At 61.5% G+C, this 21,489-nt stretch carries 19 protein-coding genes; 11 read left to right on the plus strand and 8 right to left on the minus strand.

Going from position 1 to position 21,489, the window contains the following annotated elements; genetic code table 11:
* Positions 1 to 150: 150 nt before the first annotated feature.
* Genes J7447_RS15820 through J7447_RS15840 form a run of 5 tightly spaced genes read left to right on the plus strand, consistent with a single transcriptional unit; the run spans position 151 to position 5,128 of the window.
* Positions 151 to 909, plus strand: coding sequence for an ABC transporter ATP-binding protein (locus J7447_RS15820; protein WP_228872661.1), 759 nt, complete (start codon positions 151 to 153; stop codon positions 907 to 909).
* Entirely contained in the window at positions 909 to 1,829 is a 921-nt protein-coding gene (locus tag J7447_RS15825) for an ABC transporter permease (RefSeq protein WP_209170194.1), read from the plus strand. The genes J7447_RS15820 and J7447_RS15825 overlap by 1 nt, the downstream gene beginning before the upstream one ends.
* Positions 1,829 to 3,133 (plus strand): cytosine deaminase, encoded by a 1,305-nt coding sequence (locus tag J7447_RS15830; RefSeq protein ID WP_209170195.1) that lies wholly within the window; start codon positions 1,829 to 1,831, stop codon positions 3,131 to 3,133. Before J7447_RS15825 ends, J7447_RS15830 begins: the two co-directional genes overlap by 1 nt.
* A 2-nt stretch (positions 3,134 to 3,135) precedes the next feature.
* Positions 3,136 to 4,542, plus strand: a complete 1,407-nt coding sequence (locus J7447_RS15835) for an FAD-binding oxidoreductase (protein ID WP_062491106.1) — start codon at positions 3,136 to 3,138, stop codon at positions 4,540 to 4,542.
* A gap of 4 nt (positions 4,543 to 4,546) precedes the next feature.
* Positions 4,547 to 5,128 (plus strand): NAD(P)H-dependent oxidoreductase, encoded by a 582-nt coding sequence (locus tag J7447_RS15840; RefSeq protein ID WP_022999255.1) that lies wholly within the window; start codon positions 4,547 to 4,549, stop codon positions 5,126 to 5,128.
* 21 nt (positions 5,129 to 5,149) lie between these two features.
* On the opposite strand, the gene J7447_RS15845 is transcribed toward J7447_RS15840, so the two are convergent.
* From J7447_RS15845 to J7447_RS15860, 4 genes are all read right to left on the minus strand, one after another.
* Positions 5,150 to 5,554 (minus strand): Rid family hydrolase, encoded by a 405-nt coding sequence (locus J7447_RS15845; protein ID WP_209170196.1) that lies wholly within the window; start codon positions 5,552 to 5,554, stop codon positions 5,150 to 5,152.
* A gap of 144 nt (positions 5,555 to 5,698) precedes the next feature.
* Complete coding sequence (locus J7447_RS15850) at positions 5,699 to 7,357, minus strand: CRTAC1 family protein (RefSeq protein WP_209170197.1); 1,659 nt, start codon at positions 7,355 to 7,357, stop codon at positions 5,699 to 5,701.
* Positions 7,354 to 8,775, minus strand: coding sequence for a di-heme oxidoredictase family protein (locus J7447_RS15855; RefSeq protein ID WP_055656942.1), 1,422 nt, complete (start codon positions 8,773 to 8,775; stop codon positions 7,354 to 7,356). Before J7447_RS15855 ends, J7447_RS15850 begins: the two co-directional genes overlap by 4 nt.
* Positions 8,772 to 9,956, minus strand: coding sequence for an ROK family protein (locus J7447_RS15860; RefSeq protein WP_208997797.1), 1,185 nt, complete (start codon positions 9,954 to 9,956; stop codon positions 8,772 to 8,774). Before J7447_RS15860 ends, J7447_RS15855 begins: the two co-directional genes overlap by 4 nt.
* A 350-nt stretch (positions 9,957 to 10,306) precedes the next feature.
* On the opposite strand from J7447_RS15860, the gene xylF reads away from it, so the two are divergent.
* From xylF to xylA, 5 genes are all read left to right on the plus strand, one after another.
* Positions 10,307 to 11,338, plus strand: coding sequence for a D-xylose ABC transporter substrate-binding protein (gene xylF / locus J7447_RS15865; protein WP_022999249.1), 1,032 nt, complete (start codon positions 10,307 to 10,309; stop codon positions 11,336 to 11,338).
* A gap of 137 nt (positions 11,339 to 11,475) precedes the next feature.
* Positions 11,476 to 12,765, plus strand: a complete 1,290-nt coding sequence (locus J7447_RS15870) for a sugar ABC transporter permease (protein WP_031268746.1) — start codon at positions 11,476 to 11,478, stop codon at positions 12,763 to 12,765.
* Between the two features lie 24 nt (positions 12,766 to 12,789).
* Complete coding sequence (locus J7447_RS15875) at positions 12,790 to 13,557, plus strand: ATP-binding cassette domain-containing protein (RefSeq protein WP_006939086.1); 768 nt, start codon at positions 12,790 to 12,792, stop codon at positions 13,555 to 13,557.
* Positions 13,558 to 13,706: 149 nt separating this feature from the next.
* A complete protein-coding gene (gene xylB / locus J7447_RS15880) occupies positions 13,707 to 15,158 on the plus strand; it encodes a xylulokinase (RefSeq protein ID WP_209170198.1) in 1,452 nt (483 codons plus the stop codon).
* Between the two features lie 25 nt (positions 15,159 to 15,183).
* Complete coding sequence (gene xylA, locus J7447_RS15885; protein ID WP_062491089.1) at positions 15,184 to 16,503, plus strand: xylose isomerase; 1,320 nt, start codon at positions 15,184 to 15,186, stop codon at positions 16,501 to 16,503.
* Positions 16,504 to 16,583: 80 nt separating this feature from the next.
* Here the strand turns inward: xylA and J7447_RS15890 are convergent, their stop codons facing one another.
* The 3 genes from J7447_RS15890 to J7447_RS15900 all read right to left on the minus strand — a co-directional run bounded on the left by J7447_RS15890 (position 16,584) and on the right by J7447_RS15900 (position 18,911).
* Positions 16,584 to 16,751 (minus strand): DUF2256 domain-containing protein, encoded by a 168-nt coding sequence (locus J7447_RS15890; RefSeq protein WP_209170648.1) that lies wholly within the window; start codon positions 16,749 to 16,751, stop codon positions 16,584 to 16,586.
* 2 nt (positions 16,752 to 16,753) lie between these two features.
* Positions 16,754 to 18,322 carry a deoxyribodipyrimidine photo-lyase gene (locus J7447_RS15895; protein ID WP_209170199.1) on the minus strand — a complete coding sequence of 523 codons (1,569 nt, stop codon included), beginning with the start codon at positions 18,320 to 18,322 and terminating at the stop codon, positions 16,754 to 16,756.
* Between the two features lie 79 nt (positions 18,323 to 18,401).
* Positions 18,402 to 18,911, minus strand: a complete 510-nt coding sequence (locus J7447_RS15900) for an MmcB family DNA repair protein (protein ID WP_209170200.1) — start codon at positions 18,909 to 18,911, stop codon at positions 18,402 to 18,404.
* A gap of 220 nt (positions 18,912 to 19,131) precedes the next feature.
* On the opposite strand from J7447_RS15900, the gene J7447_RS15905 reads away from it, so the two are divergent.
* Complete coding sequence (locus J7447_RS15905; RefSeq protein WP_208992361.1) at positions 19,132 to 19,530, plus strand: hypothetical protein; 399 nt, start codon at positions 19,132 to 19,134, stop codon at positions 19,528 to 19,530.
* Between the two features lie 147 nt (positions 19,531 to 19,677).
* Here J7447_RS15905 and sulP read toward each other — a convergent pair whose 3' ends face one another.
* Positions 19,678 to 21,462, minus strand: a complete 1,785-nt coding sequence (sulP, locus tag J7447_RS15910; protein WP_022999241.1) for a sulfate permease — start codon at positions 21,460 to 21,462, stop codon at positions 19,678 to 19,680.
* Positions 21,463 to 21,489 lie beyond the last annotated feature (27 nt).

Raw genomic sequence — 21,489 nt, forward strand, 5'->3', positions numbered from 1 at the left:
GGTTTGGCAAATACATTCCGCTTCGCGCCGCGGCGCGCGAAGCGGCCGCCTCCAGATGCAGAGTTGAGCATGGTCATCGCCGAACAGGGCAGCGCAGAAACGAAGACGCCGTCGGCCCGCAGTGTGAAATCGTCCCGCCCGCTGGTGGCGATGGATAATGTTTCGAAGGTATTCTCCAACGGGACGCTGGCCCTTTCCGGCATGTCCATGACGGTCCGGCCCGGAGAGTTCATAAGTTTGCTGGGGCCGTCCGGTTGCGGCAAGTCGACCGCGCTCAGGATCATCGCCGGCCTTGGCGGCGTATCGGAAGGCGAAATCGACTGGCCGAGTTTCCGCATCAACTCCAGAGGGCTGCCTGACGGCGACATCAGCTTCGTGTTTCAGGAACCGACGCTGATGCCCTGGCAGACCGTTTTCGGCAACGTCTACCTTCCCCTGCGCCTCAAGGGCATCTCGAAGAAAGCGGCATCGGAACGGATCATGACCGCGCTGGAAAGCGTAGGCCTGAAAGACTTCGCCGATGCCTATCCGCGCGAACTTTCCGGCGGCATGAAGATGCGTGTCTCCATCGCGCGCGCGCTGGTAACCGAGCCCAAGCTGCTGTTGATGGACGAACCCTTCGCCGCCCTTGACGAGATCACGCGCCAAAAGCTGAATGACGATGTGCTGGCGCTCTGGAAGGCGACCGGCATCACGGTGATCTTCGTGACCCATTCCGTTTATGAATCCGCCTATCTGGCAAACCGGATCGTGGTGATGAAGGCCCGGCCGGGCCGCGTGCACTCGGATTTTCCCCTGCACACCAGTCTGGAGCGGGATGCGCAGTACCGTACCTCCGAGGAGTACAGGCAGGCCTGCGCGGAAGTCTCCGCCATGCTGTCGGAAGCCATGGGAGGCGAGGAGCACTGATGACCGCACCAGCAAACGAAACACTGGCCCCCGCCGACGTGCTGCAGGAACCAGACAGCGAAGCGCAGGTCGCGCGCAAAAGGCCGGCATCAGCAGCCAAGCTGCCGACAAAGGAGAGCGCTGCCGCTGCCAAGCGGCGGGAGCGTATCCTGACGGTTCTGGTGCCGATCTTCGTCATCGCAGGCTTGATCGCGCTCTGGCAGGTCATGGTCACCGTGAATGACATTCCGCACTACATTCTTCCCGGTCCGGGCCTGGTGGTGAATTCACTGATGTCCGACTGGCACATCCTGCTGCCCGCCCTTTGGGTGACGACCAAGATCACGCTTGCCTCCCTTGCGCTGGCGCTGATCGGCGGTGGCGGTATGGCGATCCTGCTTGTGCAGTCCCGCTGGATCGAGACGGCGCTCTATCCGATCACCGTTATCCTGCAGGTCACGCCGATCATTGCGATCGCGCCGCTGATCCTGATCTACGCTCCGTCAACACAGGCAGCGCTTTTGATTTGCGCCTTTGTCGTCGCCTTCTTCCCGATCCTGTCCAACATGGTGCAGGGCCTGAAAAGCGTGGATCACAATCTCCTGAACCTGTTTGAACTTTACGGCGCCTCGCGCTGGCAGACGCTGATCTATCTGAAGCTGCCAGCTTCCCTGCCGTATTTCATGACCGGCCTTCGCATCGGTGGCGGTCTTGCGTTGATTGCGGCGGTCGTTGCCGAATTTGCGGCCGGATCGGCCGGTGCAGGCTCGGGACTTGCCTTCCGCCTTCTGGAATCCCAGTTTCGGCTCAATATTTCACGTCTGTTCGCAGCGCTGTTCCTGCTTGCCAGCCTGGGTGTGCTGATCTTCGCTTTGACGTCCTTCATCTCCTGGTGGAGACTGCATCGCTGGCACGAAAGCAGCCTGAAGCGGGAAAACTGATGAGACTCGACCTTCCCAAAACCGGCCGGTTCGCGCTGCGCACCGCAACCCTGCCCGCCGCAGTCACGCCGGGGTCGGCGCTTCCTGCGCGCGAGGGCCTGTCGTCGGCCGATCTGATCGTCGCAGACGGTCGCATTGAGGCCATCCTACCGGCCGGGGCAGCCCCCGCGGACATCGAAAGCGTTGATCTGCAAAGGCGCATGGTCTGGCCCTGCTTTGCCGACATGCACACCCACATCGACAAGGGGCATATCTGGGACCGGCAACCCAACCCGACCGGCGATTTCGACGGTGCACTTGCCGCCGTCAGGGCCGACCGGGAGGCAAACTGGACGGCCAGGGACGTTGAAACGCGCATGGACTTCTCCCTGCGCTGTGCCTATGCGCACGGGACCAGCCTCCTGCGTACCCATCTCGACAGCCTGGCACCGCAGCACCGGATTTCCTTCGAGGTGTTCGCCGACATGCGCGAACGCTGGAAAGACCGGATCGCCCTGCAGGCTGCCGCCCTGTTTCCGATCGATGCCATCGATGACGACGCCTATTTTTCTGACCTGGTGGAGGTCGTCGTGGCAAACGGCGGGCTGCTTGGCGGCGTGACCTTCCCGTTGCCGGATCTAGACCGCAGGCTGGATATCCTGTTTCGCACGGCTGCGGACAACGGCCTGGATATCGACCTGCATGTTGATGAGACCCAGGATGCCAACGTCCTGACGCTGCTTGCTATTGCGCAAGCCAAGCTGCGCAACGGGTTCGAAGGCGCGGTGACGGTCGGCCATTGCTGTTCCCTGGCGCGCCAGGACGACGACAAGGCCAAGGCGACAATCGACAAGGTGCGGGAGGCAGGTCTCTCCGTCGTTTCCCTGCCCATGTGCAACATGTATCTGCAGGACCGGCACCCGGGCCGCACGCCACGGTCGCGTGGCGTTACACTGCTGCACGAACTGCGGGCCGCCGGCGTGCCGGTGGCCGTTTCATCGGACAATACCCGCGATCCTTTCTACGCCTATGGCGATCTCGACATGGTGGAAGTGTTCCGCGAGGCCGTCCGCATTGCGCATCTGGACCACCCGCTCGATGATGCGGCCAAGGTGGTCACCAGCCTTCCGGCCGATATTCTGCAAGTTCCCGAAGCCGGGCGGATTGCCGAGGGGCTGGGCGCCGATCTTGTCATCTTCAACGCTCGAAGCTGGAGCGAATTTCTGTCCCGTCCGCAGGCGGACCGCATCGTGATGCGGAATGGCATGGGCATCGACCGTCGCCTGCCGGATTATTCTGAACTTGACCCGCTGACGAAAGGCTGACCATGGCCGATTACGAGACAATCAAGGCCGAACTTGATGGCATTGCGGTTGAGGACAATCCGCGTCTGGTTCAGGCCAAGAGCCGTGACTTTTATTGGTATTCGCCGGTCCTCAAGGCCCAGCTCGACAATGTCACCGGAGACCTTCTGGTCTCGCCGAAAAATGAAGCCGAAGTCATAAAGGTTCTGAAAACGGCATTCGCCCACGGTGTGCCGGTCACGCCGCGGGGTGCGGGCACGGGCAACTATGGCCAGGCGATGCCGCTGTCCGGCGGCATCGTGCTCGATATGTCGAAGATGGACGAGGTCAAGGAAATCGCACCGGGCCGGGTCGTCTGCGGTCCGGGTATCGTCATCGCCAAGCTCGACAAGATTACAAAGGAACATTCGGGCCAGGAACTGCGCTTCCATCCTTCAACCGCGCAAACCGCGACCATCGGCGGCTTCATCGCCGGTGGCTCCGGCGGTGTCGGTTCGGTTCATTGGGGCGGCCTGCGCGATCTCGGCAACATCCTGCGCCTGCGCATCGTCACCATGGAAGCCGAACCCAGGGTGATCGAGCTGTCCACCTGGGACCTACAGAAGGTCAGTCATGCCTATGGCACCAACGGTATCATCACCGAAGTCGAAATGCCGCTGACGACGGCTCATGACTGGGTGGACGTGATCGTCGGCCACGAAACCTTCATGGACGCGGTCGTCTTTTCCGACAAGCTGGCACGCAGCAACGGTATTCTGCTGAAGGAAGTCGCCCCGATTGCTGCACCCATACCGTTCGATTTCTTCACGCGGCACAAGCCCTGGCTGAAGGAAGGCGAGGCGGTCACCGTGTTGATGGTGGCGCCGCATTCCATGTCGGCAATGCTTGCGCTTGCGGAACGGATGAAGGGCGAAGTGCGTTTCCGGTCGGACGAAGTGGAAAGCATGAAGGGCATTCCGCATGTCTATGAGCTTGCCTGGAACCACACGACACTGCGGGCGCTGAAGTTCGACAGTTCCTTCACCTACCTGCAGACGCAGTATCCGGGCCCGAACCACGTGGAGCTTGTGCGCAAGACCACCGAAATGTTCCCGGGCGAGATCTTCGGACACCTGGAGTTCCTGCGTTTCGATGGTCAGGTGCAATGTTCCGGCCTTCCCCTGATCCGCTACACGACGGAAGAACGGCTGGACGAGATCATCAGGCTGCATGAGGAAAACGGCTGCCGGGTGTTCAACCCACATCGCTACACCCTTGAAGAGGGCGGCATGAAACAGACCGACCAGGTCCAGCTCGCCTTCAAGAAGGAGACGGACCCGGAGGGATTGCTCAATCCGGGCAAGATGATCGCCTGGGACAATCCGGACTTCGACTTCAATTCCGGCCAGAACTATCTTTTCCCGGGCCTTCAGGCCTTCGCCGAGGCCTGATCAGATGCGCGTACTTGTTCTCCATTCCCACCCACAGGAGCACAGTTTCGGCCGGGCGCTCTATCACAAGACCTGTGAAAGCCTGGCGAAGGCCGGGCATGAGGTCGACGGCTGCAATCTCTATGAGGAAGGGTTCGACCCCGTCCTCTCCGCCCGCGACAGGGACATCTATCACACGGTCCCCGACAACCGGGAACTGGTCGACAATTACTGCGAGCGCCTGCTGGCGGCGGAAGGTCTGGTCATCTGCACGCCGGTCTGGAACTTCGGTTTTCCCGCGATGCTGAAAGGTTACTTCGACCGTGTCTGGCTGCCAGGCGTTTCGTTTCATCTGGAAGACGGCACCTTGACGCCGACCTTGCGCCATATCCGCAAGATGGCGGCCGTCATGACCTATGGCGGCAGCCGGTGGCGGGCGTTTCTGGTTGGTGATCCGCCGCGCAAGGTGGTCAATCGGGTCATCCGGGCACAGATCAAGATTGGCGCACCGGTGAAATATCTGGCCCATTACGACATGAACAACTGCACCCCGGCCTCGACCGGTGCCTTTCTGGAGAAGGTCGGCAAGGAAATGGAGCGGTTCTGACACCGCTCCAGGCTGGCTGGGCTAGAATACCTTCGCCGCGGTCACTTCCACTTCCACCAGAAATTCCGGACGCGTGAAGCCGCCGACCACCAACAGGGTCGAGACCGGTTTCAGCGCTCCGGTGTAGCGGTCCCGAACGGCCATATAGTCCGCGAAATCTTCCCGCCGGGTAACGAAACCGGAAATGCGGATGACGTCCTCGAAGCCCATCTCCGCTTCCTTCAGGATGGCGGCAATGGCCTCGAAACAAACTTCGGCCTGGCCGGTCACGTCCGGCGGAATCGTATCGTCCGGCCGGATGCCGAGCTGGCCGGAGGTCACCAGCAGGCTGGCGCCGGGTGGTACGTAAAGGCCGTGATTGTACTGCCCGAAGGGTGTTCGAACGGAAGGGGGATTGAAGGATTTCTTGTCGGTTGGACCGGCCATGAGCGCAGGTTCTCCAGAAATTGCATCTTGTCGTGCATGTTCCGGCATAAGAGCCGGAAAGTCATTGAAAAAATGAAGCTTTTCTGAATTTACGACCGTCTCGCGAACCAGTTATTCAGTACCGGAAAGGTGCCTTGCCGGGGCCTACTCCGGATACCAGAGCTTTGCCTTTTCCGCACCCCGTTCAATGATCACGTGACCGTTGGCAAAGACCCGGTAGCCGTGGCTCCAGTCGCCGTCCGGCCATTTGATTCGCACGTTGGCACGTTCCGCTACACCCAGGCCGAAGTGAACGAAGCCCATCTGGCCGGAGGCATGGCCTGCCCCCACCTGGATGTCCTTCACCACGGTCCGGTTTCCCGTCTTCACGCTGATCTTGGCACCCACTGCGCGGGAGTTGGGTTTGCCCGGCTGGCGCACGTCCACAGCCAGCCAGTTGCCGAGTTGTTTCGGTTCTTCTGCCGTGCCCTGTCCGGTATTGCGGAACAGGCTTACCGGTCCCGATCGGTTGACGACAACCAGATCCACCAGTCCGTCGGCGTTGAAATCCGCCAGACCCGCACCGCGTCCGCGCCGGTTCAGCGCAATCCCGGCGGTGTCGCCGGTTTCCACAAAGCGACCGTCCCATTGGCCGAGCAAGAGATTGTCCGGGTCATAGGCCGCGAAGTCGGGCATGGCTTCCACATTGCCCTTGGCAATGAAGAGGTCCCAGAGCCCGTCATTGTTGACGTCCTGAAACTCGGAATGCCATCCGGTTGAGGGTTTCAGGTCTTCGCCCGCATAGGGCCGGTGCGCGGTAACGCCGAGGTCGAAGGCAATGTCCTGATAGACCGGCACGGTCTCGTCCGATTCCGGGTCAAGCTTCTGCAGCTTGGTGTCGCCCATGCTGGTAAGCGCATACTCGGGAAAACCGTCCACATCCAGGTCGATGGACGCAATGCCCATGCCCCAGATCTTCAGGTGTTGCCAGCCATCGGACTTGCGATAGGGGCGAGGCGGCCTGCCGGGCGCAATGGCCCAGAGCTGCTCCTCGCCACCGCGGTAATATTGCCGGTCGTTCGAGATCCTGAGTGCCGGTTCGCCGGAGCGGTTCCAGTCGGTGAACAGCATCGACAAGCTGCAATATCCCGGCGACAGGCGCGTTGCTTCCGCGTAGAGCGGGCTGCCGTCTTGCGCCTTTTCCGGCCGGAACAGGAAGTTGTCGTGACAGGTGCCCCAGGGCGAACCGGGGGCAGAACGATCGACATAATTGCCAAAGGCAAGCGTTGGATAATCGAGCCCTGGTTCGTAGGTGGCGGAAAAGGAAGTGCTCCATTCGCGGCCGCCGTCGAAGCCAAGGGCCCGGTTGGCGACTTCGAAGGTACAGGCGCCCTTGCCTTCCAGGATCAGGTTTTCACCCAGGCGCAGCACCACGAGATCCAGGATGTCGTCGTTGTTGATGTCGAGCGGATAGGCGCCGAGCACGCCGGTGGCCTGTTTCTCGTTGAGGCCGGTTTCCACCGCGGTGAATTTCAGCGCACCTGCCACACGGCTTTCGTTGCGAAAAAGCTGCGCTGGGTTCTTGCCGCCGGCAAAGAACAGATCCGGCTTGCGGTCGCCATCGCAATCGAAGATCGCGGTGCCGCCGCCAACGAAGAATTCCCACGCACCGTCATAGGAATGTTCGATGCCCGCAGCCGAAGCCTCTTCCACAAACGAGGGAACGGGTGCAACGGAAACCTGACGGGTGTCGTCTGCCAGAGCCGGGGCCGCAAGGCTTACGCTCAACAGCGCACCGGACACGGAAAGGCTGAAAGGCTTCATTCCGCGATCTCCAGGCTGCGCAGGAAAGCGATGATCGTCTGCTGCTCTGTTTCCGTCAAACCTGCATAGGCCTTGCGGCTGTCGGAAGCAGCGCCGCCATGGGCCAGGATCGCCTCTTCCAGCGTCGTGATATCGCCCCGGTGCCCATAGGGCGCCGTGCTGCCGATGCCCCAGAGTTCGGACGTGATGAAAACATCGCGCGCAACAAAGCGTTGGGCCAGCAGTTCATTGCCGAATGTGTCATTGGCCGCATCGGCAATCGTGTGGCGCTTCAGGTCGCCGTAAAGGGGAACCAGCACCCGGCCCTGGTCATCGCGCGGCAGGGCCTTCACCCAGTCCAGCGTGCCGAGGTCAAGTTCGAGCGGTGCCTTCACGTCGCTCTGGCGCAGGGTACCGGCGGTGTCGAACGGGCCGGGATCCTGAAAGATGAGGCTTTCGAGCGGCAATTCGGGAATGTGGCACGAACTGCAGCCAATGGTGCCGAAAAGCGCTTCTCCCTTTGCCGCCGCCTGCTGCCAGACATCCGGCAGATCCTGTTTCCGGGTCGGCGCGGGAAGCGTTGCCTGGAAAGCGACCAGCGCCGAGATCTGACCCGGCGAAATTTCGCCCGTATGGCCATCACCGTCGAAGTCGTCCGATCCTGTCCATTCGGCGCCGAACCGCTCGACCGCCTGTATGCCATGATGATCGTTGGTGGCGTTCACACTGAACTGGCGAAGCGACGCAAAGACACCCTTCTGGCTGAAAGGTCGCAAGGTCAGGTCGTCGTCGATACCCTCGAGACGGGAAACGTCCAGTGTCCCGTCAGGAAAGGCGGTCAACTTGCCGAAGGAGACGCCCTTCGTTTCCAGGCTGACGGTTTCTTCCTGACCGCTTTTCCGCACCCTGGCCAGCAGATCCGTCCGCTGGCTGCGCAGGTCCGTGGTCATTTCCCGGGCAAGCAATTCGATCAGCCCGGCTCCCTGAAGCGCGACCGTGTTGCGCTCGTTGGAAAACTGGGGATCCGTGGTGTCGAAGTCAGCGCTTTCGAAGCCTTCGGACACGAACACGTTTGCCGTGAACGCACCGGAACCACCGATCACAGGCTCATTGTGGCAGGAAGAGCAGGAATTGGCGTCCATTCCAGCAAGACGCTGGAACGCCTGCGGTGCCTTGCGGCGCACTTTTGTCGGCACGATAGCCCGTGTCGCGTCCGGCCGACCTGCGCCATCCAGTGTGGTGAATTTGGCCTTGAACAGCTCTTCTCCAAGCGGCTGCAGCACGGTGATCGCATCTTCGCCCGATTGCGCCAGGGCGTCGATATCGACGTCTTCCTTGATGGCCCGTTCGCTCCAGGGTGCGGGATCGGCAAGTGCTGATGCAGGCAGGGTGATGCCGAGGACGAGAGCAGAGACTGCGAGCCGGGATTTGCCTGTCATGCCGTCGCCTCCTTGCGGTCGAGCCGGGCTATGCGGCCTGAGGGCGGAGTTGCGTTGCCGAGAAAATCCTTGTCGAGACGTTCCATCGACTGGGCGATCAGGCCGCTGCGAATGAAGTCCTCATTCCACGGCATCACGTCCAGGGAGAAATTGTTCCTGAGATCGGAAACAAGAGCCTCTTCCAGCCCTTCCCACATGCCTTTTTCCATGAAGGAGAAGGCACGCATTGCAGCGCCGGTCAGCACCACGCGCTTGGGGTCGATCATCGCAATCACCCGGGCAAGACCATAGCCCAGAACCCGGCCCGCATCGTGAAACGCGTTGCAGGCGTCCTTGTCTCCCGAACCGGCCAGTTCGATCAACCGGGCAAGGCCGCTGACGCCCGCCTTGATGGTGCCCGGATCGGTGTTCTCCGGCAGATGAGAGGCAGCCCGCACCAGCGCGTAATCGGAAAGATATGCCTCAAGGCAGCCCTTCTTGCCGCATCGGCAGAGCGCCCCGCCGGGCAGATGGTTGGCATGGCCGAACTCGGCGGCCGTGCCGCTTGCTCCCGAAAACAGCCGGTTGTCGAGGTAAAGCCCCATGCCGACACCGTAATCGAGCATGATCACGGCGAATGTCCCGCTGTACTTGTTCGGATCCGACCAGTGCAGCGCTTCGGTGATCATGTTGGTGTCGTTGGAAATGTAGCAATCCGCCCCGAAGGCTTCGTGCAATGGACCGACGACAGGGATCTTGCGCCCGGCAAAGGCGGGGCTCCAGGCAACGACGCCGGTTTCCGTTTCAACGACACCCTGTGCGGCAACGCCGATTTCCCGAACCCGTGAGGGGCCGATGCCGGCCTCGTCGAGGAACTGCCTGATCGCCGTGATCAGGGTTTCGGGAAAGCTGTCGGCATCTTCGGTGGCGCTGTCAAAATGGCTGCGCCTGTCGCACACCACCTCGCCGGCGAAATTCACCAGCGACAGGTCGATGTTGTTGACCGAAAGACGGACGCCAACCGTATAGACCGCGTCCGGCTTGAGCTTCAAAAGGGTGCGTGGCCGTCCACGCGCCTGGGGTGTTTTGGGCTCCTCGCTCTCCAGGCTCAGGATCAATCCCTGGTCTAGAAGATCGGAGGTGATGGCCGTCACCGTCGCGGGGCTCAGCCGTGTCATCTGGCCGAGATCTATCCGCGCCATAGGGCCGTTCCGGCGCAGGGCCTGTAGAACAATACTTCTGTTTTGCCGCCGGATCTGATCCCGGTCCGCCTTGCGTGTCATGCTCGCTCAGCTCTTCCCAAGGTGTTTCCTCTGTCCCGGGTTTTTCCCGGTTTTCCTGCTTCTCACCGGGTGTGTCAAACCCCGCGGAACAGTGTTTTGCAAAACCATGTTGACAGGAGCAGCGCTTTCCTGCAACTTTTTTTCGGGCACCAAAAAAAATAACAATAAGGCTGTCCTTTCTGAAGGCGCCTCGAAAAGGCGCTTCGACACTGACGCATTTCAGGCACATCCGTCCGACGTGGGATGCGCCAACTGGAGGAAACATCGCAATGCGTAAAATCACCACTTTGCTGGCGGGCGCTCTGCTGTCCGCGACCGCACTGAACCTGGCCCACGCAGAAGACGTCATTGTCGGCGTGAGCTGGTCCAACTTCCAGGAAGAACGCTGGAAGACTGACGAAGCCGCCATCAAGGGCGCCCTTGAGGCAGCCGGCGCGACTTACATTTCCGCCGACGCGCAGAGCTCGTCCGCAAAACAGCTTTCCGACGTTGAGGCACTGATCGCACAAGGTGCGACCGCCCTCATCATCCTGGCGCAGGATTCCCAGGCAATCGGCCCGGCCGTGCAGGCTGCTGCCGACGAAGGCATCCCGGTTGTCGGCTACGACCGCCTGATCGATGATCCGCGCGCCTTCTACCTGACCTTCGACAACGTCGAAGTTGGCCGCATGCAGGCTCGCGCCGTTCTGGCTGCCGCGCCGAAGGGCAACTACGTCATGATCAAGGGCTCCCCGACTGACCCGAACGCGGACTTCCTCCGCGGTGGTCAGCAGGAAGTCCTGCAGTCCGCAATCGATGCGGGTGACATCACGATCGTTGGCGAAGCCTACACCGACGGCTGGCTGCCGGCGAACGCACAGCGCAACATGGAACAGATCCTGACCGCCAACGACAACAAGGTCGACGCGGTTGTTGCGTCCAACGACGGTACGGCCGGCGGTGTTGTGGCCGCTCTGACCGCACAGGGCATGGACGGCATCCCGGTGTCCGGCCAGGACGGCGACCATGCCGCTCTGAACCGTGTTGCAAAGGGCACGCAGACGGTATCCGTCTGGAAGGACGCTCGCGAACTCGGCAAGGCCGCCGGTGAAATCGCCGTCAGCCTGGCCAGTGGTACCGAGATGGGCGGCGTCGATGGCGCAGCGGCCTGGACGTCTCCGTCCGGCACCGAGCTGACCGCCAAGTTCCTGGCACCGCTTCCGGTCACCAAGGACAACCTGACCGCGGTCGTCGATGCAGGCTGGATCTCCAAGGATGATCTGTGCCAGGGCGTCGAGAACGGCCCGGCTCCCTGTAACTAATAACACTACGCTTAATGTGCGGCCCCGGTTACTGTTAACCGGGGCCGTAATAACAGGGACAGCTGCTGCGAAAGCCGCTCCCCGGGATGGGCCACCCGATGCGTAAGCGTAATGGTCTCCAAGCAGGAGTAACCTCTATGTCTGACACCGCACTGTCAGGGCCCAAAAGCCCGACAGCACGAAACTTGTTTGCCGCATTGCAGCTGGACACACGGCTTCTCGGCATGATCGGGGCGTTCATCGTCCTGTGCCTGGTGTTCAATGTGATTACGGATGGCCGGTTCCTGACGCCGCGCAACATCTTCAACCTGACGATCCAGACCGTGTCCGTTGCCATCATGGCCACCGGTATGGTGTTCGTTATCGTCACCCGCCACATCGATCTGTCCGTCGGCTCCGTTCTGGCGACCGTTGCGGCGGTCATGGCGGTTGTCCAGACCGATGTCCTGCCGCCGCTGCTCGGCCTCGGCAATCCGGCTATCTGGATCCTGGCCATTCTGGCCGGTGTGGTTGTTGGTGTGCTGATCGGTGCCTTCCAGGGCTGGATGGTCGGTTATCTTGGCATTCCGGCCTTCATCGTGACGCTTGGTGGCCTCCTGGTCTGGCGCAACGTTGCCTGGTTCATCACCTCCGGTCAGACCATCGGCCCGCTCGATGAAACCTTCACCATGATCGGCGGTATCGGCGGCACCATGGGCGAAACGGGATCGTGGATCTTCGGCGTTCTGGCCGTCGCCGTTGCGTTGTGGATGCAGGTCTCTTCGCGCCGCCGCAAGGCTGCGCATGGGTTCCCGGTCAAACCCGGCTGGGCGGAAGTCACCATGGGTGTCATCACGACCGGGGCAATTCTCGGGTTCGTCTGGGTGCTGAATGCCTATGACATTCCCACCGCCCGTCTTGAGCGGATCTTCGAGGCCCGGGGCGAAACCATGCCGGAAGGCCTGGTCATGGGCTACGGTATTCCCTACTCGGTGCTGCTTCTGATCGTGGTTACCGTCGTCATGACCATCGTCGCACGCCGCACCCGTCTCGGACGCTACATCTTCGCAACCGGCGGAAATCCGGATGCCGCGGAGCTCTCCGGCATCAACACCAGGTTTCTGACCGTCAAGGTGTTTGCCATCATGGGCGGCCTCAGCGCGCTCGCAGCCGCTGTCGCGGCCGCACGCCTCGGCTTTTCGACCAACGACATCGGCACGCTGGACGAACTCAGGGTTATCGCCGCGGCAGTGATCGGCGGCACCGCGCTTGCCGGCGGTGTCGGCACGATCTACGGCGCCATCCTGGGCGCGCTGATCATGCAGTCATTGCAGTCGGGCATGGCCATGGTCGGCGTCGACGCCCCGCTGCAGAATATCGTCGTGGGCACCGTGCTCGTCATCGCCGTCCTCGTCGACATCATCTATCGCAAGCGCACGGGAGACTGAGACATGGACGCGCCTCTCGTAGAAATGAAAGACATGTGCATCTCCTTCGGCGGGGTGCAGGCCGTGGATCATGTCTCTGTCGATCTTTATCCGGGTGAAGTCGTGGGTCTGCTTGGCCACAACGGTGCCGGCAAGTCGACCCTGATCAAGATCCTTTCCGGTGCCTACAAGGCCGACAGCGGCGAAATCCGCATCAACGGCAAGGAAGTGCACATTCACTCGCCGCGCGACGCGCGGGCGCAGAACATCGAGACCATCTACCAGACGCTTGCTCTGGCGGATAATCTCGATGCCGCGTCCAACCTGTTCCTCGGCCGTGAACTGACCTCGCCGCTCGGCTTTGTCGACGACGATGCCATGGAAGCGGAAACCCGCAAGATCATGGGCCGGCTCAACCCGAACTTCAAAAAGTTCCATGCGCCGGTGAAAGCCCTGTCGGGCGGTCAGCGCCAGTCGGTGGCCATTGCCCGCGCGGTCTATTTCAATGCCAAGATCCTGATCATGGACGAACCGACCGCCGCGCTTGGCGTGCATGAAACGCAGATGGTGGCTGAACTCATCCAGGAACTGAAGAAACAGGGCCTCGGCATCTTCCTGATCAGTCACGACATCCACGACGTCTTCCAGCTTTGCGACCGTATCGCGGTCATGAAGAACGGTCAGCTAGTCGGCACCGCCCGCACGACCGACGTCACTGATGACGACGTGCTCGGCATGATCATTCTGGGTAAATGCCCGGAAGGGGCGATCCCGGGTCCAGGTGCTCTTGTGGACGATACAGTGGTCGGATAAACCGACAGGACCCGCGGGCTCTTGCCCGCGGGACTTCCTCATGGTTTGAACAGATGGCCTGGCCCTGTTCGGACGGTGTGGACCCTCATGCCGACACCCGGTCACGGGCCATCGGCATTCTTTTTGATTGTTTTTGAGGAACGCACCTCATGTATATCGGCCTCGATATCGGTACCAGTTCGGTCAAAGCCATTCTTCTTGGTGAGGACCAGTCCCTGATTGCATCGGCAACCGCGGAGTTGACGGTCCAGCGTCCCCATCCGGGCTGGTCGGAACAGGACCCGGACAGCTGGTGGCGGGCTTGCGAAACCGTTCTGGACGCACTCAAGGCCGAAGCGCCAAAGGCCATGGCCGCGGTGCGTGGCATCGGCTTGTCCGGCCATATGCACGGTGCCACGCTTCTGGATGCCGCCGGTAAGCCGCTGCGCCCCTGCATCCTGTGGAACGACGGCAGGTCGGGCAAGCAATGCTCGGAACTGGAAGCGGCCGAGCCGAAATTCCTGACGCTCGGGGGCAACCGGGTGATGCCGGGCTTCACTGCGCCGAAGCTGCAGTGGGTGCGTGAGAACGAGCCGGAAATCTTCGCCAGAACCACCATGGTTCTGCTGCCCAAGGACTATGTCCGTTTCAAGCTGACGGGCGAGTACGTCGGCGAAATGTCCGATGCCGCCGGAACGCTCTGGCTGGATGTCGCCAGACGCGACTGGAGCGACGCGCTTCTGGCCGCCACGGGCCTCACCCGTGAGAACATGCCGCGCCTTGTCGAAGGCTCCGAAAGCTCGGGCACACTCAAGGCGGATCTTTGTGGCCGCTGGGGTTTCGACGCTGCTCCGGTGGTGGCCGGCGGCGGCGGCGACAATGCCGCATCTGCCTGCGGTGTCGGTGCGGTCGATCCGGGCTCGGCCTTTGTCTCGCTCGGGACCTCCGGCGTGCTGTTCGTGACCAACGACCGCTTCTCGCCCAACGTCGACAGCGCGGTTCACGCGTTCTGCCATGCCGTGCCGGACACCTGGCACCAGATGGGGGTGATCCTTTCGGCAACCGACAGCCTCAACTGGCTGGCGAAGGTGGTGAAGCGCAATCCGGGTGAACTCACCGGTCTGGTCGGCAATGTGGAAGGACCTTCGCCCGTTTCCTTCATGCCTTATCTCGGCGGCGAACGGACACCGCACAACGACGTCGACATCCGCGCCGGCTTCTTCGGCATTTCCCACGGAACCGACGACGCCGAACTCTGCCACGCCGTATTGGACGGTGTCGCCTTCGCGCTCAAGGACTGCCTGGAAGCGCTCAGTGTTGCCGGCACCGGGATCGAACGCGTTCTGGCGGTCGGCGGCGGGTCTCGCTCCACGGTCTGGCTGGAGATCATCGCCAGCCTGCTCAATGTTCCGGTCGACGTTCCGGTGGATGGCGACTTCGGTGGCTCGCTTGGAGCGGCCAGGCTCGGTCAGGCCGCCGCGCTCGGTAGCACCGAGGGCATTTTCACCAAGCCGGCCCTCAAGGCCAGCATCGATCCGGTGCCGGCCCTCACACAAAGATATGCCGAAGGCTACGAGCGCTGGCGCAAGCTTTATCCGGCGCTCAAGCAAGCCGGCTTTTAGGAAACATATTCAAGGAGATGACAACATGAGCACTGGGTTCTTCGGCGATCTTCAGCCGATCCAATACACCGGGCCGGCAAGCACCGAGCCGCTGAGCTATCGCCACTACAACAAGGACGAGATCGTCCTTGGCAAACGCATGGAAGACCATCTGCGTCTTGCAGTGTGTTACTGGCACAGCTTCTGCTGGCCGGGGTCCGATCCGTTTGGCGGCGAGACCTTCAACCGCTCCTGGATGGCGGCTGGTGGCGATCCGATGGAACAGGCCAAACTGAAGGCAGACGTTGCCTTCGAGATGTTCCAGATCCTGGGCATGCCGTTCTTCACCTTCCATGACCGCGACGTTGCGCCGGAAGGCCGGACGCTTGCCGAAAGCAATGCCAACGTGAACGCGATTGCAGACATCTTCGAAAAGAAGATGGCCGACACCGGCATCAAGCTCCTTTGGGGCACGGCCAACATGTTCTCCAACCGCCGCTTCATGGGCGGTGCGGCCACCAATCCGGATCCGGACGTCTTCGCCTATGCCGCCGCACAGGTGAAGAACGCAATGGACGTCACCTATCGCCTCGGTGGTGAGAACTATGTGCTCTGGGGTGGCCGCGAAGGTTACGAGACCCTGCTCAACACCAACATCAAACAGGAGCTGGACCAGTTCGGCCGCTTCCTCAACATGGTGGTCGAGTACAAGCACAAGATCGGCTTCAAGGGCACGATCCTGATCGAGCCGAAGCCGCAGGAACCGTCCAAGCACCAGTACGACTACGACGTCGCCACCGTCTATGGGTTCCTGAAGGCCTATGGGCTGGAAAACGACGTCAAGATGAACATCGAGCAGGGCCACGCCATTCTGGCTGGCCACTCGTTCGAGCACGAGCTGCACATGGCCCGTTCGCTCGGCATCTTCGGGTCCGTCGACATGAACCGCAACGACTATCAGTGCGGCTGGGATACCGACCACTTCGGCATGAACGTGCCGGAACTGGCGCTCGCCTATTACGAGATCCTGATGGCGGGCGGCTTCACCACCGGCGGCACCAACTTCGACGCCAAGCTGCGTCGCCAGTCACTCGACCCGGTCGATCTGATCCAGGCGCACGTCGGCTCAGCCGACGCGATTGCCCGCGGTCTGAAGGCCGCGGCAGCCATGATCGAGGACGGCCGACTGAAGGGCTTCGTCGATGACCGTTATGCCGGCTGGCAGAAGCCGGAAAACGCCGACATCCTCAAGGGTGGTTCCTCGCTCGAGACATTGGCCGAGCGCGTCCACAAGGCCGACCTGGAACCGCAGCCGAAATCCGGCAAGCAGGAATACCTGGAAAGCCTGGTCAACCTGTTCGTTTGAGGACTGCCTGCACACAAGAACGGAGGTCACGGGCACCGTGACCTCCTTAATTCGGCTGACCGCTTGGCTGGCAGACGGCCTCAGCTGCGCATTTCCGGTGAAGTCCCTTGTTTCGCGTCCTTGTTGCGCCTGCAGCGTTCGGAGCAATGGCGCACCTCTTCCCAGTCACGCGCCCATTTTCGACGCCAGGTGAAGGGGCGTCCGCAAGTGGCACAGAGCTTTACCGGCAGATCCTCTTTCTTGCGCATTTTCATGAGTTTGGCCCGAAAAGGTCTGCCTGATCGGGATTGACCCGCGGTTTCCTGCCGCGACGGGCTTTCTCCTGGCCGCGCATTGCAATCCCGCTTTTCCGGCTGCCGTGTTTCGATTGGATATCTGCCGCTGCCCCGCGGAATGCTTGCCCCTTCCGTACAGCCCAGACCTTGTCCCGCGCCTCGCGCGCCGCCTCGAGATAATCGACGACCGGGAAGGGATAGCATTTGCCCAGAACCTTGCTCGCGTTATCTGCCTTCCAGGGTTCGTGAACATGCGCGGTCGGAATGTCCTTCAGCTCCGGCACCCACCGTCTAACGAACAGACCCTGCGGGTCCTGATCGAGACCCTGCTTCACCGGATTGTAGATCCGGATGGTGTTGATCCCGGTGGTTCCCGATTGCATCTGCACCTGCGGCCAGTGAATGCCGGGTTCATAATCGGTGAAAAGCCGCGCCAGATGCAGGCCCGGTGCTCGCCAGTCCAGCCACAGATGATAGCTGGCAACTGCCATCAGCATTGCCCGCATTCGAAAATTCATCCATCCGGTGGCCGCGAGTGCCCGCATGCAGGCATCGACAAAGGGCAGGCCCGTCTCCCCTTTCTGCCAGGCTTCAAGCCGTTCTCGGTCAGGCTGGGCCGTTCGAAGACCCTCGTAGGCGGGATGCAGGTTGCGGAACTCCAGAGAGGGTTCGTCTTCAAGCTTCTGCATGAAATGGCAATGCCAGTGAAGACGGCCCGAAAAGGACCGCATGGCTGCCTGCCATGTGCTGCGGCCGGGAAACTCCGAACCCTTCAGATCGCGCTGGCGGCTCCAGGTCGCCTGAGTTACCTCGCGCAGCGACAGCGAACCGAATGCCAGATAGGGCGAAAGCCGGGAGCAGGCATCGAAGGCCTTGACCGGCGTCGCCATGGCAGCCCGATAAGGCTTGCCGCGCTGAAACAGGAAGCTGTGCAGAGTTGCCTGTGCAGGGGACCGCCCGCCGCGCTGCCGGTTCGGGCAATGGTCGTTGGGCAAACCCAGTTCCGATGCTGCTGGAGGCTTGCCGAGATCGATACCGGGATTGCTTTCGGCAAGCGGCGACAAGCGGGGTGGATCGACAGGCGCTTCTGCCATGAAGCGGTCCCAATGCGCGGCCCAGCCATCCCGTGTTTGAAGGCGTCGAATTACGCCAGTTTGCCGGCACTCCGTCCAGGGAATTCCCTGAGCCCTGCACCAGGCGGCAACACGCTTGTCCCGGGCAAACGTCCAGTCGTTTCCCGTCTCTTCATGTGACCAGAGCCCGGCAACGCCGTTTGATCGCAAGAAGGCACCGAGAACCTCGGTAACCTCGCCCGTGCGGATGACCAGCGGTTGGCCAACCGCTGCCAGGTCTCGTCTCAATTCGGCAAGGCATTCCAGCAAAAACGCATAGTGGCGTCCGGCCATGTCGGGCTGTTGCCAGAGGTCGGGTTCGATGACGTAGAGCGGCAGTACCGGACCGTGAAGGCTTGCCCGTTTGAGCGCTGCATTGTCCTCAATCCTCAGGTCCTTCTTGAACCAGACGATCTGGATGGTTTTCGTCACGACATTCTGTTCCCGTCCAGGAAGGCGTTCTTCCTTGATACGCGTGAACAGGGCGTTGGATTTGTGTCGGAGGCGTTTGTCAGAACCGGTTGAAGATCTGTGCGCCGTCCGGGTCTGACAGGTTGTGCAGGCGGTGTGCGGCATGGCGGGCGAAGCGGTGCGTTACCGATTTCCGGGTCGCTGCCGCCAGCTTGTGTTCCGGTGCTTCGCGCAGGATCTCCGCCCCGAAGCCGTCGGAAACAATCAGCCCGGCCTCCTCGGGAAAGATCTCCAGCGGGACGTCCGGATGCGTCGCGAAATAGAGCCGGTCGCAATGAAGGCGGTAGTCCGGCCACTTGGTATCCGCCCGGAAATCGGCAATCGAGGATTTGACCTCGACTATCCAGAGCTCATGTTTCGGCCCAAGCGCCAGGAGGTCCGCCCGCCGGGCGGAGGCAAGGGTGACTTCCGGCAGGCAGGCGAAATCGAGTTGTCGCAACAGCCGCGCGGCCCCGCGCCAGACCTTCAGCGCTGTTTCCGACTGACGTCGGTCCTTGAGCGGGTCATCCAGCTGAATCCGCCCCGCTAGTGGCTGATGATCGGGTTCCATGCGCATTTTGTTCCACATTTGTTCGTTTTTTGCAAGTTTTGCCGTTGGCGACATTGACCTTTCCTGCCAACTTGCGCGATGTTTCGGCGCATCGGATAATCCGGTTGGATCTTGTCACTCCGGGAGGGGGTAGCGGTTGAACGGTTTCACACGAAATGCCTTGTTGGGCGTTGCACTGGCGTTTGCGTGCGGGCCTGCGCTTGCAGGCAAAGGAGACCTGATGTTCCAGGTGCCGAAATCCGCACCCCTTCTGCAAGGGCGGGCACTGGATCTGCGTTTTGCGGATTTCGCGCAAGGCATATGGGTGCGGGAACTGCAGGATTGTCCGGCTCCACGGATCGACCGAAGCGCACCCGGCTCGACGCTGGCCATCTACCGCGGCCTTCTGGAAACCCCGGGGCGTATCTGCCAGGTCTATGGAGCTGAAAAGAGCGGCAAGATGACCCAGCGTGCGGCCATCAATTGCCTGCTGACGGATGGCGGCGAGGCGATCGAACTGGTCACCGTTCAGCCCCGTGGCACCGAAGGGCTCATGGTTCAGGAAGGCGAAAAGCCGCCGGTCCATTTCCGCTTCTGCGAGAAGATCGTGCCGATCCTCCAGTCGTCAAACAGCAACTGACGCCCTTTTGCCGGTTGGTTTGGGGGCGAGCAGCTCTCGCCTCAAGCGCCTGACAGCAAAAATGCCTCATCCTGAGGAGCGGTGGATCAGACAGAAATGCGGTAACAACCGGTTCGACCCTCTCACAGCAAAATAGCCAGAGCCGGATCAGATCTCCGGCCCGCTCCACAGGTTCGACTTCGCGGTCTTCTTCGGCGTGCGGCTTTCCGAAATATGCGCCGTCAGCGGGTCGAGCGTGCACAGGGCGTCATACTGGCTGAGGAACACCTGCCCGCTCAAATGCTTCAGGAAATCGGTCCGCTTCAGTCGGTCCATCACCGGTCCCTTTACCTCCGAAAGGTGGAAGGAAACACCGGAATCCGATAGGCGGTGGTTGATTTCCTCAAGGCTCTCCAGGGCACTGGCGTCGATCTCGTTCACGGCCGGGCACATCAGCACCACGTGTTCGATATCGGGCTTTTCGGCCACCAGTGCATAGATCCGGTCTTCCAGAAACCGCGAATTGGCAAAGAACAGGCTTTCATCGACCCGTAGCGTCAGCACCCGGTCACCCGTCACCACGGCGTGCCGGTCAACATTCCGGAAGTGCTCGGTTCCCGGCACGACGCCGACAATTGCCATATGCGGCCGGCTGCTGCGGTAAAGATAAAGCGCGATCGACAGGGCAACGCCGGTCACCACGCCCGGCTCGACACCGAAGAACAGGGTGATCAGGATCGTCGCGGCCATGGCCGCGAAATCGCTCTTCGAATAGGCGAACGTCCGCTTGATCGCGCCGAGATCGACCAGCGACAGCACGGCAACGATGATGGTGGCGGCCAGAGTTGCCTGCGGCAGATGCGTCAGCAGCGGGGTCAGGAACAAGGTGGCCAGTGCAATGCCGACGGCGGTGAAGGCACCGGCCGCCGGGGTCGCTGCCCCTGCATCGAAATTGACGACCGAGCGGGCGAACCCGCCGGTGACCGGATAGCCACCGGAAATGGCGGAGGCAATGTTGGAGGCGCCGAGGCCGATCAGCTCCTGATCCGGCTCGATCCGCTGACGCTTCTTGGCTGCCAGGGTCTGCGCAACGGAAACGGATTCCACAAAACCGATGACCGAAATCAGCAGCGCGGGACCGGCAAGCGCCAGCCACAACTCGCTGTCGAAGGCTGGCAGATGCGGCACCGGCAGGCCGGAGGGAATGTCGCCGACAACACGCACGCCTTTCTCGCCGAGTTGAAAGACGGCGGACAGGATCGTGGTCACCGCTACGGCTGCCACCGGTCCGGCCTTGGTCAGGATATCGGCAAAAAACGGCTTCATTCCCATGCCGAGCAACAGCTTCTTCAGGCCTTTGCGCACCCAGAAGAGGAAAGCCGTGGCCGATACGCCGATTGCGAAGGTGATCCAGTTGATCTCGCCAAGGTGCTGCAGGATGGAGCCGAGGATGTCGTAAAGCGTATGCCCGTTCGCCTTGACGCCGAGGATGTGCTTGAGCTGGCTGGAAGCAATCAGCAGGCCCGACGCGGTGATGAAGCCGGAAATCACCGGATGGCTCAGGAGGTTCGCCAGGAAGCCGAGCCGGAACAGACCCATGGCGATCAGCATCAGGCCGGACAGGAAAGCGAGAATGATGGCGGCACCCAGATATTCCGGGGTGCCCTGCCTGGCCAGTTCGCCAACGGCGGAAGCCGTCATCAGCGAGACCACGGCAACCGGCCCGACGGCCAGCGCACGGCTGGTGCCGAACAGGGCGTAGGCGACAAGCGGCAGGATGGATGCATAAAGGCCGACTTCGGGCGGAAGGCCAGCCAGAAGCGCATAAGCAAGAGACTGCGGGATCAGCATGATCGTCACGATCACCGCCGCAACGAGATCGTTTGTCGCCGTTTCCCTGTCATAGCTTTTGCCCCAGTCGAGAATGGGCAGATAGCGCTTTAGGCGGATCATTTTTCTTGGCCTTTGTCGGGGCTGGTA

Origin of the sequence: Labrenzia sp. R5_0 (genome assembly GCF_017743835.1) — a bacterium.
GTDB lineage: Bacteria > Pseudomonadota > Alphaproteobacteria > Rhizobiales > Stappiaceae > Roseibium > Roseibium algicola.

What these genes read in the sequence shown, in the direction of transcription:
- J7447_RS15870 (WP_031268746.1), top strand. Translation starts at nt 11,476, where the DNA reads ATGTCTGACACCGCACTGTCAGGGCCCAAAAGCCCGACAGCACGAAAC.
- J7447_RS15905 (WP_208992361.1), top strand. Translation starts at nt 19,132, where the DNA reads ATGTTCCAGGTGCCGAAATCCGCACCCCTTCTGCAAGGGCGGGCACTG.
- sulP (WP_022999241.1), bottom strand. Translation starts at nt 21,462, where the DNA reads ATGATCCGCCTAAAGCGCTATCTGCCCATTCTCGACTGGGGCAAAAGC.
- J7447_RS15860 (WP_208997797.1), bottom strand. Translation starts at nt 9,956, where the DNA reads ATGGCGCGGATAGATCTCGGCCAGATGACACGGCTGAGCCCCGCGACG.
- J7447_RS15850 (WP_209170197.1), bottom strand. Translation starts at nt 7,357, where the DNA reads ATGAAGCCTTTCAGCCTTTCCGTGTCCGGTGCGCTGTTGAGCGTAAGC.
- J7447_RS15890 (WP_209170648.1), bottom strand. Translation starts at nt 16,751, where the DNA reads ATGCGCAAGAAAGAGGATCTGCCGGTAAAGCTCTGTGCCACTTGCGGA.
- J7447_RS15835 (WP_062491106.1), top strand. Translation starts at nt 3,136, where the DNA reads ATGGCCGATTACGAGACAATCAAGGCCGAACTTGATGGCATTGCGGTT.
- J7447_RS15820 (WP_228872661.1), top strand. Translation starts at nt 151, where the DNA reads ATGGATAATGTTTCGAAGGTATTCTCCAACGGGACGCTGGCCCTTTCC.
- xylB (WP_209170198.1), top strand. Translation starts at nt 13,707, where the DNA reads ATGTATATCGGCCTCGATATCGGTACCAGTTCGGTCAAAGCCATTCTT.
- J7447_RS15875 (WP_006939086.1), top strand. Translation starts at nt 12,790, where the DNA reads ATGAAAGACATGTGCATCTCCTTCGGCGGGGTGCAGGCCGTGGATCAT.
- xylF (WP_022999249.1), top strand. Translation starts at nt 10,307, where the DNA reads ATGCGTAAAATCACCACTTTGCTGGCGGGCGCTCTGCTGTCCGCGACC.
- xylA (WP_062491089.1), top strand. Translation starts at nt 15,184, where the DNA reads ATGAGCACTGGGTTCTTCGGCGATCTTCAGCCGATCCAATACACCGGG.
- J7447_RS15830 (WP_209170195.1), top strand. Translation starts at nt 1,829, where the DNA reads ATGAGACTCGACCTTCCCAAAACCGGCCGGTTCGCGCTGCGCACCGCA.
- J7447_RS15845 (WP_209170196.1), bottom strand. Translation starts at nt 5,554, where the DNA reads ATGGCCGGTCCAACCGACAAGAAATCCTTCAATCCCCCTTCCGTTCGA.
- J7447_RS15825 (WP_209170194.1), top strand. Translation starts at nt 909, where the DNA reads ATGACCGCACCAGCAAACGAAACACTGGCCCCCGCCGACGTGCTGCAG.
- J7447_RS15900 (WP_209170200.1), bottom strand. Translation starts at nt 18,911, where the DNA reads ATGGAACCCGATCATCAGCCACTAGCGGGGCGGATTCAGCTGGATGAC.
- J7447_RS15840 (WP_022999255.1), top strand. Translation starts at nt 4,547, where the DNA reads ATGCGCGTACTTGTTCTCCATTCCCACCCACAGGAGCACAGTTTCGGC.
- J7447_RS15855 (WP_055656942.1), bottom strand. Translation starts at nt 8,775, where the DNA reads ATGACAGGCAAATCCCGGCTCGCAGTCTCTGCTCTCGTCCTCGGCATC.